The 12,077-nt window shown below is 57.1% G+C and carries 14 protein-coding genes; 7 read left to right on the forward strand and 7 right to left on the reverse strand.

What is annotated here, in order from left to right:
* The first annotated feature begins 99 nt into the window (after positions 1-99).
* From CR155_RS12510 to CR155_RS12525, 4 genes are all read left to right on the forward strand, one after another.
* Positions 100-360 (forward strand): DUF2249 domain-containing protein, encoded by a 261-nt coding sequence (locus tag CR155_RS12510; RefSeq protein ID WP_102070357.1) that lies wholly within the window; start codon positions 100-102, stop codon positions 358-360.
* A 196-nt stretch (positions 361-556) separates the two neighbouring features.
* Complete coding sequence (locus CR155_RS12515) at positions 557-2,275, forward strand: ribonucleoside triphosphate reductase (protein WP_102070358.1); 1,719 nt, start codon at positions 557-559, stop codon at positions 2,273-2,275.
* A gap of 28 nt (positions 2,276-2,303) precedes the next feature.
* Entirely contained in the window at positions 2,304-2,495 is a 192-nt protein-coding gene (nrdD, locus tag CR155_RS12520) for an anaerobic ribonucleoside-triphosphate reductase (RefSeq protein ID WP_102070359.1), read from the forward strand.
* A gap of 28 nt (positions 2,496-2,523) precedes the next feature.
* Positions 2,524-3,207 carry an anaerobic ribonucleoside-triphosphate reductase activating protein gene (locus CR155_RS12525; protein ID WP_102070445.1) on the forward strand — a complete coding sequence of 228 codons (684 nt, stop codon included), beginning with the start codon at positions 2,524-2,526 and terminating at the stop codon, positions 3,205-3,207.
* A 95-nt stretch (positions 3,208-3,302) separates the two neighbouring features.
* Here the strand turns inward: CR155_RS12525 and ubiT are convergent, their stop codons facing one another.
* From ubiT to CR155_RS12550, 5 genes are all read right to left on the reverse strand, one after another.
* The gene (gene ubiT / locus CR155_RS12530; RefSeq protein WP_102070360.1) at positions 3,303-3,761 is read right to left on the reverse strand and encodes a ubiquinone anaerobic biosynthesis accessory factor UbiT; all 459 of its coding nucleotides are present in this window, start codon (positions 3,759-3,761) and stop codon (positions 3,303-3,305) included.
* A gap of 27 nt (positions 3,762-3,788) precedes the next feature.
* Complete coding sequence (gene trhA, locus CR155_RS12535) at positions 3,789-4,406, reverse strand: PAQR family membrane homeostasis protein TrhA (protein ID WP_102070361.1); 618 nt, start codon at positions 4,404-4,406, stop codon at positions 3,789-3,791.
* An 18-nt stretch (positions 4,407-4,424) separates the two neighbouring features.
* A complete protein-coding gene (ubiV, locus tag CR155_RS12540; RefSeq protein ID WP_102070362.1) occupies positions 4,425-5,312 on the reverse strand; it encodes a ubiquinone anaerobic biosynthesis protein UbiV in 888 nt (295 codons plus the stop codon).
* A gap of 61 nt (positions 5,313-5,373) precedes the next feature.
* Positions 5,374-6,423, reverse strand: coding sequence for a ubiquinone anaerobic biosynthesis protein UbiU (ubiU, locus tag CR155_RS12545; protein WP_102070446.1), 1,050 nt, complete (start codon positions 6,421-6,423; stop codon positions 5,374-5,376).
* A 138-nt stretch (positions 6,424-6,561) separates the two neighbouring features.
* A complete protein-coding gene (locus CR155_RS12550) occupies positions 6,562-7,767 on the reverse strand; it encodes an NAD(P)H-dependent flavin oxidoreductase (protein ID WP_199171750.1) in 1,206 nt (401 codons plus the stop codon).
* A 160-nt stretch (positions 7,768-7,927) separates the two neighbouring features.
* On the opposite strand from CR155_RS12550, the gene CR155_RS12555 reads away from it, so the two are divergent.
* Together CR155_RS12555 and CR155_RS12560 are read left to right on the forward strand one after the other, a co-directional pair.
* Positions 7,928-8,167 (forward strand): DUF2249 domain-containing protein, encoded by a 240-nt coding sequence (locus CR155_RS12555; RefSeq protein ID WP_102070363.1) that lies wholly within the window; start codon positions 7,928-7,930, stop codon positions 8,165-8,167.
* Positions 8,167-9,513 carry a hypothetical protein gene (locus tag CR155_RS12560; protein ID WP_102070364.1) on the forward strand — a complete coding sequence of 449 codons (1,347 nt, stop codon included), beginning with the start codon at positions 8,167-8,169 and terminating at the stop codon, positions 9,511-9,513. The genes CR155_RS12555 and CR155_RS12560 overlap by 1 nt, the downstream gene beginning before the upstream one ends.
* Here the strand turns inward: CR155_RS12560 and CR155_RS12565 are convergent.
* Positions 9,510-10,190, reverse strand: a complete 681-nt coding sequence (locus tag CR155_RS12565; protein WP_102070365.1) for a Crp/Fnr family transcriptional regulator — start codon at positions 10,188-10,190, stop codon at positions 9,510-9,512. The two genes, CR155_RS12560 and CR155_RS12565, sit on opposite strands and share 4 nt — an antisense overlap.
* 69 nt (positions 10,191-10,259) lie before the next feature.
* Between CR155_RS12565 and CR155_RS12570 the strand changes: the two genes are divergently transcribed.
* Positions 10,260-10,640, forward strand: a complete 381-nt coding sequence (locus tag CR155_RS12570) for a YbaN family protein (protein WP_102070366.1) — start codon at positions 10,260-10,262, stop codon at positions 10,638-10,640.
* Here CR155_RS12570 and hemN read toward each other — a convergent pair.
* A complete protein-coding gene (gene hemN / locus CR155_RS12575) occupies positions 10,637-12,070 on the reverse strand; it encodes an oxygen-independent coproporphyrinogen III oxidase (RefSeq protein WP_102070367.1) in 1,434 nt (477 codons plus the stop codon). The genes CR155_RS12570 and hemN overlap by 4 nt on opposite strands.
* Positions 12,071-12,077: the final 7 nt, after the last annotated feature.

The following is a 12,077-nucleotide window of genomic DNA, read 5'->3' on the forward strand; positions in this document are numbered from 1 at the left end:
TACCCTTATTCCGAATGTGGTTCCACGGGGTTTTTGGGCCGCTCCTCCCTATAATTCCCCGCACCGGTTGACTCAACCCGGACCTACCAGGAGCTTACTGTGGCCGATACTTCCCTACCCATCCTTACACATAACGTTCACCCCTTCGACGCCCGGGGCGTGGCGAAACGATTCCGCCATGCCGCTATTTTCGGGGCGCTCTCCGCACTGCAACCCGGAGAAACCATGCGGTTCTGCAACGATCATGATCCCTTGCCATTGTTGCAGCAACTCCAGGGCCATTTCGGTGATCAGATCGAGTTCGAGTACCTGTCACGTCAGCCCGGAGAAATCGTCATCGACTTCCATATCGTTTCCTGACGCCTGATCGACGCGCCTGTGCGCGTCCATCCCTTCTACACAATAACGCGCGCTCCCCACCATGGAGCGCGCTTTTTTTTGTCTTGATTTAACTTGAATCAAGCATTCCTGAATTGATGTGGCATTGAGCTTGACCACACTATATATAGTATTTATTCTCCATCCAACCACAACATATAGTTATTACGGAGCTTACATGCCACATATTAATGTCGCGTCCTCCATCAACGAGTATCTCGAAAAGGTCGATTGGCGGGTGAATGCCAACGCGAACCAAGGTTACTCACTCGGCGGCTTGATACTCAATGTCTCGGGCAAGGTGATTGCCAACTACTGGCTCAGCCATGTCTACCCGGCCGCCGTCGGACAGGCGCATCGCGACGCCGACCTGCATGTGCATGACCTCGATATGCTATCGGGGTATTGCGCGGGCTGGTCGCTGCGCATGCTGTTGACGGAAGGTCTCAATGGTGTGCCGGGCAAGGTTGAATCCGGCCCGCCCAGGCATATGTCCAGCGCGGTCGGCCAAATCGTCAATTTCCTGGGCACGCTGCAGAACGAATGGGCCGGCGCCCAGGCCTTCAGCTCTTTCGATACCTACATGGCCCCCTTCATCCGCCAGGACCAGCTCAGCTATGGCGAGGTCAAGCAGTATATGCAGGAACTCATCTATAACCTGAACGTACCCTCGCGCTGGGGCACCCAGACACCCTTCACCAACCTCACCTTCGACTGGGTATGTCCCGAAGATCTGCGCCAGCAGATTCCCTGCATCGGCGGGAAAGAAGTGGACTACACCTATGGCGAGCTGCAGGCCGAGATGGATATGATCAACCGCGCCTACATCGAGGTCATGATGACGGGCGACGCCAAAGGCCGGGTCTTTACATTCCCCATCCCCACTTACAATATTACTGATGACTTCGATTGGCACAGCCCCAATGCCGAGCTCCTGTTCGAGATGACGGCCAAGTACGGCTTGCCCTATTTCCAGAACTTCATCAATTCGGAACTCAAGCCCAACATGATACGGTCCATGTGCTGCCGTTTGCAGCTGGATCTGCGCGAGCTTCTCAAGCGCGGTAACGGCTTGTTCGGTTCGGCCGAGCAAACGGGCTCGCTAGGGGTGGTAACCATCAATTGCGCACGGCTCGGCTACCTGCATGCCGGTGACGAAACCGCCCTGTTCAAACGCCTGGACGAACTGCTGGAGCTGGGCAAGATCAGTCTGGAAATCAAGCGGCAAGTCATACAGCGCTATATGGACAACGGCTTGTTTCCTTATACCAAACGCTACCTTGGCACACTGCGCAACCACTTTTCCACCTTGGGCGTGAATGGCCTGAACGAAATGATCCGCAATTTCAGCCATGGCCGCGACGACATCACTACAGTGCCGGGGTACGAGCTTGCCGTCAGGCTTCTTGATCACGTGCGCACGCGGATGCTCGCCTTCCAGGAAGAAACCGGTCATATGTATAACCTCGAGGCAACGCCGGCCGAAGGAACGACCTACCGCTTTGCCAAGGAAGACCTCAAGCGCTATCCGGCCATCCTGCAAGCCGGAACGACGCACATGCCTTACTACACCAACTCCTCGCAGTTGCCGGTAGGCTACACCGACGACCCTTTCGAGGCACTGGAGCGACAAGACGACCTGCAGCGGAAATACACCGGAGGAACCGTACTGCATCTGTATATGAACGAGCCACTGTCATCCGCTGATGCCTGCCGCAAACTGGTCCAGCGCGCGCTGGGTCGTTTCAAGCTGCCCTATATCACGGTCACGCCAACATTTTCCATTTGTCCGGTACATGGCTATCTGGGCGGAAGCCATCACTTCTGCCCCAAGTGCGACGATGAACTCATCGCCCGCAAGAGCAATATCGACGCACCACACGCCATGACCGCGTAAATTTTTTCAACCCAGAGAGAAACTCACCATGACATCCAGCCAAACACATATCCCCGCTGCCGCCAACAACATGACGTTATCCGACGAGGAGCGTCAACCTTGCGAAATCTGGACGCGAGTCATGGGTTACCACCGCCCCATGTCCTCGTTCAATATCGGAAAAAAAGGGGAATTCCACGAACGCAAATATTTCATGGAAGGAGCCCGGCTTGTCGCCTGACGCGACGCCACGCAGTCGTACCCTGAAGGTGGGCGGCGTCACGCCGTTCACGGCCACCGACTACCCGGGCCAGTTGGCGGCCGCGGTCTTCGTACAGGGCTGTCCGTGGCGCTGCGGCTACTGCCACAATCCGCATTTACAAACACGCACAGCTGCCAGTCCTATTGCATGGTCCGACGTCCTGGCCCTGCTCAGACGCCGGGTAGGACTCATCGACGCCGTGGTATTTAGTGGCGGCGAACCCTGCATGGATCCGCAGTTGGGCGACGCCATCGCACAATTGCGGGCGCTCGGCTTCAAAATCGGCATGCATAGTGGGGGCACGCATCCTACGCGACTGAAAAGCGTGCTTTCGTCCGTGGACTGGCTAGGGTTGGATATAAAAGCCGGATTTGCCGACTATTCCACCGTCACAGGGGTGGCAAACAGCGGCCGTCCAGCGCTGGCTAGTCTTGAGACCGTGTTGGCCAGCGGTATTGCCTACGAAGTACGTACGACCGCGCATCCTGTTTTGCTGCCGGAGTCCGCTTTATTACGCTTGGCACGCACACTGTCCGACATGCAGGTGGCGAACTACACCCTGCAAGTGTTTCGTGCACAAGGCTGCAGCGATGCCAGGTTGAACGCGACTATGTCGAACACGTATCCCAGCACCTGCGCCGTTGAACAGATTGCCCGGATGTTCCCAAATTTTCAGCTACGTCGCGGCTGAATCACGCTAGCAACGCCATTCCGCCTGCCTGGAGGAATGGCGCTTGTTGTTCCCCACATAAGACCAGCTCACCGGAGAAATACTGGATAATGCCGTCAGCCCGCTTTTCGCCGGAACAACCTGCCCGGCAGAAAATTGGTTGGCGAAAAGACAGACAGGTCGATGGAATCGAGCGTGTTCTTTACCAGCAGGCCAAGCTCCGTGTCGCCTTCCATGACCAGCCGGCGGCTGAAAAACAGCGTGTCCGGATCTTCCTTTCGCTGCACCAGCAGCAGGAAATCATGGACGCTGGCGCTAATGGCCAGATCGGTCTCGTCAGCATGGCGGGCGGCTGAAAACGAACCGTCGCGCCAGACGAAGTCGAAACCGACCCCTGCGTCCTTTGCCCGAATACGCAGTTTCTTGCCATCGAGCAAACGCAGAGTGTCCGGGGATAGATGACGCGCCAGCGCCAGGTTAAGCCCCGCAACAAAAAGGATGGAGCCTGGATAAGAAGGCAAGCGTGACAGAACTTTTTGCACCGGAACTGGAAACGAATAGGCGGTAGGGCTCATTGATAAATCCTTATGACAACCCATGACTCAAGCGACATAGGACACGACGGTAAAATAGTGGCACACACTGCCGCCCAGCACAAAAAGATGCCACACCCCATGGCCGTGGCGCCACTTTTCGTCGGAGACGTAGAAGACAATGCCTATGGTATATATCAGCCCGCCGGCGGCCAGCCACAAGAAGCCATCCCATGAGAGCGCCTGCACCAGGGGAACCGTAGCGACCACCGCCAACCAGCCCATCAGCACGTATATGACGAGTGAAAGAATGCGGTGTCCCTTGGCGAACCAAATTTCCTGCACGATGCCAAACAAAGCCAGCGCCCAGACGGCCCCGAGCAGAGACCATCCCCAGGGACCACGCAAACTGACCAGCGCGAATGGCGTATAACTGCCCGCGATCAGAAGATAAATGGCGCAGTGATCGAATTTGCACCAGATTTTCTTGGCTCGGCCCCGCAGGCTGTGATAGAGCGTGGACGCCAGGTACAGGAAGATCAGCATAGCGCCATAGATGCTGAAACTGATTATTTTCCAGGGGTCCCCGGCGATGGCTGCAAGAACGATGAGCGCCACCGCACCAACCGTTGCCAACGCGGCGCCTGCAAGGTGACTAATGCTGTTGAACCTTTCACCGTAATACATGATTCATTGCCTTTGTTGTCATGCCACAAGCAATTCCAGGCCGGGCTTGCCGTGCCAGTAACCATTACAGGGGGCAGCCGGCATCAAGGGCAGGAGAAGGTCGTAAGCCTGGGCGACAGATTGTGTTGCGTGAATCACATCATGGAAAAGACGTACGACTTCAGTTGTGTGTTCTGCTTGCGGGCTAATCCGCAGGATATCCACGCCCATGGCGTGCATGGTTCCTATTTCGTGCAGCAAGTTATAAACCAGTGCCGACTGCGTCTGCGTACCATTAAGCACCAGAAACGGTTGCCCTTCGCGCGTTTCTAGAAGCAGCCCGTCGGGATGATCCATGCACACGTACTGGCAATTGTCCTTGGGTATGTTGCGATTGCGCGCGGTAAAGCATCGCGCAGAGAACGCCAGGGGCATCCGCCCGTAGGCAAACACTTCCGTCTCCATGCCTGACGGACGGTCTTGTTGCAATTGGGCCAACCCTTCCCGCCCCATTTCCAGAGGCATCACCCAGCGGCGCGCTCCCAGGCCCGCCAGGATATTCAGTGTGGGCCCGCTGTAAATATTCAAATAAGGCCCCGCGACGAACGACTTGCCTTCGAGGCAATGCACGGCTCCCATATCGTTGGCTTCGACGGCGTAACGGCCGTTTTCCGCGATCTTCCGTAACGTGGCCAGGTCGTTGCCGGATTCCAGCAGCACCTGCGTAGACAAAACGACCTCTTTTCCAGCATCGGCCAGCATCTCGGCAACGTCCAGCCAGTCGGGCAGACGCAGCTCGTGGCGGCGCGAACAAACCGTTTCACCCAAATAGACGATATCGACCGGTGCTTCGGTCATGGATGCGTAGAATTGCATGATCGTCGAACGCGACCAATAATATTGCACTGGTCCCAAAGCGATTTTCACAGTACTGCCTCCTGCATGTTAATGCCTGTTCCTTCTGGACGGCCCAAAGCGATGTGGGGTTTCATTTCCATGGGCGGTGGTAGGCACCGAGCGTATGCTGCTGGCCTTCGGCGACTTTGTTGAGTTCTGCCATCCAGGCGGGTTTCACCGAATAGCGTTGCTGGCTGGCCAGGCACTGGTCGATGGCATCGCGCCATACGCGTGTAACCTGGGCCACATAGGCGGGGCTGCGCTGACGACCTTCGATTTTTATGGCTCGTACGCCGATTTTCATTAACTGGGGAAGGAGTTCGAGCGTATTCAAACTGGTGGGCTCTTCGAGCGCGTAATAGTTTTCGTCCGCAACATCGAATCGACCTTTGCACAAGGTCGGATAGCCGGCGTTTTCACCGTCCGCATAGCGGTCGATAAGTACACCGTTCAAGCGGGATTCCAGACCTTGTGCGGTTTGTTGCCAGCGCACCGACTTTGCCGGCGAACAAACCCCATGGGTGTTGGGCGACTCGCCCGTTGCATAGGAGGACAAGGCGCATCGCCCCTCCACCATGACGCACAAGCTGCCAAAACCGAACACTTCGATTTCAACTGGTGTCTTTTCGGTGACCTGCTCGACCTGCGCCAGCGATAGTACGCGCGGCAACACCGCCCGAACCACTCCAAAATGCTCGCGATAAAAGTTGATGGCTTCGTAATTCGTAGCCGAGCCCTGGACGGACAGATGCAGGCGTAACTGGGGGTGGTGCTGGCTTGCGTACTGCATGAGGCCCGGGTCAGCGACGATCATGGCGTCGATGCCGGAATCGGCGGCACGGTCGACCGCCGCACGCCACAACGCCCAACCGGAGGGCTGTGGATAGGTGTTCAGTGCGACAAACACCTTGCGCCCTTGCCGGTGCGCATAACGTATGCCTTCGTTGACGGCAGCGTCGTCGAAATTCAGGCCGGCAAAGTTGCGCGCATTGGTCACGTCGCGAAACCCCAGATACACGCAATCGGCGCCGTTATCGATGGCCGACTTGAGCGCCGGCAGGCTGCCGGCTGGGCAAACCAGTTCCATGGGTGCGGCGCGCGGCGTTGCGGAATGGGACGAGGAGGAAAGCGGTAGCGTCATGGTGTCGCCTTGATACGTTTGAAGCCATTCAAAAATGTTGGACACAGCAAGGCTCCTCTCGGGAGAGGTGGCCCGACCGGTACTTGTCCTGGTCTTGCGCTGTGTTGTCTGGTTTAGGGTGCGGCCAGTAAAGCGGAATCAGGCTGGAACGAGTGCCTGTTCGAACCTTATCGTGGGCGAGGCAACCGCAGCCAATGCAGGCCGGATACCGGTTAGCAGATACTCGATAAGTTCGCGCACTGACCGTATGGAATTGCCGAAGGGAAGTTTTTCGGAGCCGCGAAAGAACAGGCCGCGCCGGATGTCGCCTGCCAAAGCAAAGGCAAGCTGAGTGTCAATGCAAAACTGGCCGTGTTTGCTGATTCCGTCGCGCAAGCCGCATTGGGCGAGGCAATCGAAACCGACTGTGCATGCCTTGGGCTTGGCCATGCGTTGCAGTTTTTCTTCTTTTTCGAGATAGTTGGCCAACCAGGGTGTGCGTACCGCACGTGCCGGCAAACCGGCGACGCTCATGAAGGTGACGATATCTTCTGGACGGGCTTCGACCAGCACTTTCTTGAAATTGGGGTGCGCATCACCTTCTTCGGTTACCGCGAACGGTGTGCCCAGCTGCACGGCGCTGGCGCCCATGCCCATGAGTTTCACGACCTGCTCGTGGCTATGAATGCCGCCGCCGGTAATGACGGGAATATTCTCGCGCTCGAGACCCAGGTCTTTGAACAGTTGCAGGGTGCCCTCGAGTACGACGGGGAAAGCAAAGTTGGGATTGTTGACCGCGTCGGCGCTGGGTGCGCCCAGGTGGCCCGCGGCGTAGCGGGGATTTTCAATGACGATGGCATCGGGCAGGCGATTCTTGCGCATCCATTTCTTGAGAATGACACCAATGCCGCGGACGTCGGACAGAATGGGTACTAGCGCCACTTTGGGAAAATTGGTGGTGAGTTCGGGAAGATCCAGGGGAAGCCCCGCTCCCACCACAACGGCATCGGCGTTGCTTTCGCATGCCTGGCGCACGTATGCCGCATATTCAGCCACGGCTTTCATGATATTGACAGCCACCAGTCCGTTGCCGCTGGCCATTTTCTTGGCTGCATTGACTTCGCGGTCGAGAGCGACTAGATTGGCCGAATCGATAAGGGCCTTATTGCGTGAGCGACCCGTCTGGACCATGAGATCGGGATGATGGCGGCGCAGGTCGACGCTGGAAATGGTGCCGAAGGCCCCCAGCGAAGCTACTGTTCCTGCCAGTCGGTGGGCGGATACGCCCACACCCATTCCGCCCTGCACAATTGGTAACAGAGACTTGCCTTTCAGCTTGAGTAGTTCTAGAGCGGAGTGCAGCACGATAAGAGTCCTTCGAATATAGAGGCGTGGAAGCGCAGTAGCCACTATGCAGGCGAACGACGGCTCATTCCTTAATAAATATCAAGGTTAGGTCGTTTAGATAAATGTAAAAATGCTCTGTTGCCAATGTGGTCAAGAGCAATAACCCCCACAGCAAACCATGACTATCCCGCAACCGAAAAACGAAATCCTGCTCGACACGCGCGGCCTGCCCCCGCCCGAGCCCTTGGAACTGGTCCTGGAAGCGCTCAGCAATCTACAACAGCATCAGTGCCTTCGCATGTTGGTAGACCGCGAACCGCGGCCTCTGTATACCATTCTCGATGGCAACAACTTCCACTATGAAACCACCACTTCCGCAGACTACCGTTACGAACTCCTGATCTGGCATAAAAGCTGATGCGCCGAGCCCTGGCCTTTAACAACTCGCCGCATTTAGCAGTACCGCTACGCTTTTTCCTGACCGTACCCGTCTTTGCTTTGCTGGCCAGCATCCTGCTGCTGGTCGCCGGACCGCAAGCGCTCGCATCGCGCTGGACGCCCTATGCGCTGGCGCTGACCCATCTGTTCACGCTGGGCGTGCTGGCTAGCGCCATGGCGGGTGCGTTCATGCAAATCCTGCCGGTCGCAAGCGGCGTGAACGTCCTGGCCCCACGCCTGACGTCGGTCGTGGTGCATACCACCCTCACGCTGGGTACCTTGCTGCTGGCGGTCGCATTCTTGCGTGGACAAGCACTGCTTTTCGGACTTGCTCTGGGTGCGCTGCTGGTAGCGTTCACCTCGCTGCTGGCGGCATGCGCTGGCGGACTCTGGATCCATCGGGCCGATGCGGCGAAAGGCGCCGACGACGTACTGCTGGCAAGCCGGCTCGCCCTTGGCGCTCTATTCATTACGGTGGCGCTCGGCGGCACGCTCGCCGCCGCCTTCGCCTGGCCGGGCCTGACCATGCCTGTCTTGCTCCTGACAGACATCCATGCCGGCTGGGGTTTGTTGGGATGGGTGGGCCTGCTGGTAATCGGAGTGGCTTATCAAGTGGTGCCCATATTCCAGGTCACCGAACTCTACCCACGCCCCATTACCCGCTGGATGGCGCCATCGATCTTCATCCTGCTTGCCACCTGGACGGCCAGCCTGGTGTTCGATTTCGGTTCCTGGCATGCCGGGCGCGTCGCTGCGGCACTGGTTCTGATTGCCTATGCAATATTTGCAGCGACAACGATATACCTGCTTCATACTCGCAAACGGCCCAAGCCCGACGCCACGACCCTGTTCTGGCGCACGGCCATGCTAAGCCTATCGGCCTGCGCCCTGCTATGGCCAGTGCAAGTGATCACCAAGACCGACTATTCGATTGCACTCGGCATACTTTTCATCGTAGGCTTTGCCTGGTCTGCCATCAATGGAATGTTCTACAAGATCCTGCCCTTCCTGCTCTGGTTCCACGCGCAAAACGAGCTACCGATTGCGCTGAAGGGTGTGCCCAAGGTCAAGGACATCATTCCCGACCATGCTGCAACACGCCAGTTCTTCGCACATGCTTGCGCCCTGCCGCTGCTGGTCGCGGCGGCCGTCTGGCCAGCTCCGTTCACACGCGTGGCGGCTCTTGCCATGGCCATATCGGTGTGCTGGCTGGGTTGGAACATGGCCAGCGCAATCCGTCTGTTCCTGAACGCAAAAAAGCAAATCGCCGCAAGCCTCGAAGCGTATGCTGCGCAGCAGTCGCGAGCAGCCACCGGGCGACCCTAGCCCTGATAGGCGCTTAGCTTGTCGGAATCGAGTATCGTGATTTCACGGCCCTTTACCTTGATGAGGTCGTTGGCAGCCAAGTCGTGGAGTATGCGCGAGAAATGCTCGGGCGTCAGGTTCAGTCGCGAGGCAATGACGGTCTTGCTGGTCTCCAGCCTTAGTTGGTGGCCGTCCTCACAAGGTTCGCCTTTCAATAGGTAGCCGATCACGCGCTCGGTACCGGAGCGCAATGAATACGCTTCGACGTCGCTGATCAGGGCGTGCAGGCGTTGGCTCAAGCCAGCCAACATCTTGCGAGCCAGGCCGGGACGGCGATCGAGTTCGTCGAACAGCACCGACTTGTCGACATGCAGCAGCAAAGTGTCGGCCAAGGCCTGCGCCGTTACGATATAGGCCTTGTCCATGAACATGAGCGCTTCACCGAAGCTGTCGCCGGGACCGATAAGCCGCACGACCTTCTCGCCGCCCATCGGCGAGACGAACATCAGCTTGATCTGTCCATAGACCACCGTATGAAAGCCTACGCAGGGATCGCCCCGGTGAAAAACAATTTCGCCGCGTGCCGCCTGGACCTCAGTCGTACCCAGGGCAATATTGTCGAGTTCTTCGACGCCCAGCTCGTTGAACAATGGCACCCTGGACAGAAAATCCTGGATGCGTATCCTGTTTGTGCTCATATTGCTAGAATCCCATAACGGTGCAGTGTTTGCCCAGTTACAACTCGAACCTGAAGCAGAACAACCATAGTGATCAAAATCCTGTTCAATGTTGCGGGGACAGTGGCTTTGACGCTGGCCATCATTGGCATATTTCTTCCGCTGCTGCCCACCACGCCTTTCCTGCTTCTTGCATCGGCCTGTTTTGTGCGCGGATCAGAACGTCTTCACCGCTGGATGATGCGCAACAAGATATTCGGACCCTATCTGGTCAATTTACAAAATGGCTCTGGTATTCCGCTACGCGCAAAAATCATCGCCATCATTTTTCTTTGGACCTCGTTGGCCATATCCGCCTGGTTCGTTCCCTATGCGTGGGTCAGCGTCTTCTTGCTGATCCCCGGCTTTGGCGTCACCATTTATCTTCTGCGCAGCAAGACACTTGTTCGCGTCGATGATCGTGACCATTAGATAAGCTTGGAATACGTGGATACCGTGGGCTGACCCATGAACTTGTCAAACACCATGCCAATGGCGCGAACGAACAGGCGGCCTTTAGGTGTGATGGTGATGCCTTTTTCGTCGGTATGCATCAGCCCGGCTTCTTCGTATTGCTGGACACGCGCAAGCTCCGGCGCAAAATAGTCTATAAAATCAATACCATGCTGCACGTTGATTGCACAAAAATCCAGCGGCATGCTGCACATCAGGGTCATGATGATCTGGCGGCGCAGCACGTCGTCCGGTGTCAGGTCGTATCCCTTTTCCGTCGGCAGCCGTCCCTGGTCCAGATACTGGTAATAGGCATTGAGGGTGCGCACCGACTGACTGTACGAATTGCCAACCTTGCCTATGGCGGATACACCCAGGCCGACCAGGTCGCATTCCGCGCGAGTGGTATAGCCCTGGAAGTTACGATGCAGGCTGCCGTCCAGTCGAGCCTTGTTCAACTCATCCTCGGGCTTGGCGAAATGATCCAGCCCTATGTAGATGTAACCTGCCTCGAGCAACCGACGGGTCGACATCAGGAAAATTTGTAGCCGCTCTTCGGCCGTGGGCAGGTCGCTGGCGATAATCAACCGTTGCGCCTTGAACCGGCTTGGCAGGTGCGCGTAGTTGTACAAGGCGATACGGTCTGGAGACAGACGAATAACCTGATCGAGTGTGCGATTGAAGCTCGCCAACGACTGCTTGGGCAGGCCATAGATGAGGTCTACATTCACCGACTGGAAACCGGCATCGCGGCTGGCAAGTAGGGCTTTTTCCACCATTTCGAGCGGCTGTATGCGGTTTACCGCCGCCTGGACGGCGGGATCGAAATCTTGCACCCCGAAACTTGTGCGGTTGAAACCCAGGCCGGCCAGCATGGACAGCGTTGCCTCGCTGACCGTGCGCGGATCGATTTCGACACCCAGTTCGGCATCGGGCGCCATATCGAAGTTTCCGCGCAAGGAGTCCATCAACTGCGTCAATTCGGCGGCGCTGAGAAACGTAGGGGTCCCGCCGCCAAGATGCAACTGCATCGTTTTGCGGTCGGGTCCAAGATGCCGGGCCGTCAACGCGATTTCCTTGTCCAGATAGCGTAGGTATTCGGCGGCGCGGCTGTGGTCCTGCGTAATGATCTTGTTGCAGCCACAGAAATAACAGAGCGACTCGCAAAACGGCAGATGCACATAGACCGATAGCGGCGGATTACTGTCAGACGTCGCGCGCTCGGCCAGATATCTGATATACGACGGCTCGGCAAAATCCGGCTTGAAGCGGTCGGCCGTGGGGTAAGAGGTGTAACGCGGGCCGGAGCTGTCGAAACGGCGTATCAGCGCCTCTGAAATTTCAATATCAGGGAAGGCAATAGTGCCCGAGCCTTCAGGCGTGGCATCAACATTATTAGAGGCACTCATTACTTAC

Origin of the sequence: Pollutimonas nitritireducens, from assembly GCF_002849615.1 — a bacterium.
Classification (GTDB): domain Bacteria; phylum Pseudomonadota; class Gammaproteobacteria; order Burkholderiales; family Burkholderiaceae_B; genus Pollutimonas; species Pollutimonas nitritireducens.

Coding starts and splice junctions, on each gene's coding strand:
- CR155_RS12560 (WP_102070364.1), top strand. CDS start 8,167: ATGCGCCGAGCCCTGGCCTTTAACAACTCGCCGCATTTAGCAGTACCG.
- CR155_RS12555 (WP_102070363.1), top strand. CDS start 7,928: ATGACTATCCCGCAACCGAAAAACGAAATCCTGCTCGACACGCGCGGC.
- nrdD (WP_102070359.1), top strand. CDS start 2,304: ATGACATCCAGCCAAACACATATCCCCGCTGCCGCCAACAACATGACG.
- CR155_RS12515 (WP_102070358.1), top strand. CDS start 557: ATGCCACATATTAATGTCGCGTCCTCCATCAACGAGTATCTCGAAAAG.
- trhA (WP_102070361.1), bottom strand. CDS start 4,406: ATGTATTACGGTGAAAGGTTCAACAGCATTAGTCACCTTGCAGGCGCC.
- CR155_RS12565 (WP_102070365.1), bottom strand. CDS start 10,190: ATGAGCACAAACAGGATACGCATCCAGGATTTTCTGTCCAGGGTGCCA.
- ubiT (WP_102070360.1), bottom strand. CDS start 3,761: ATGAGCCCTACCGCCTATTCGTTTCCAGTTCCGGTGCAAAAAGTTCTG.
- hemN (WP_102070367.1), bottom strand. CDS start 12,070: ATGAGTGCCTCTAATAATGTTGATGCCACGCCTGAAGGCTCGGGCACT.
- ubiU (WP_102070446.1), bottom strand. CDS start 6,423: ATGACGCTACCGCTTTCCTCCTCGTCCCATTCCGCAACGCCGCGCGCC.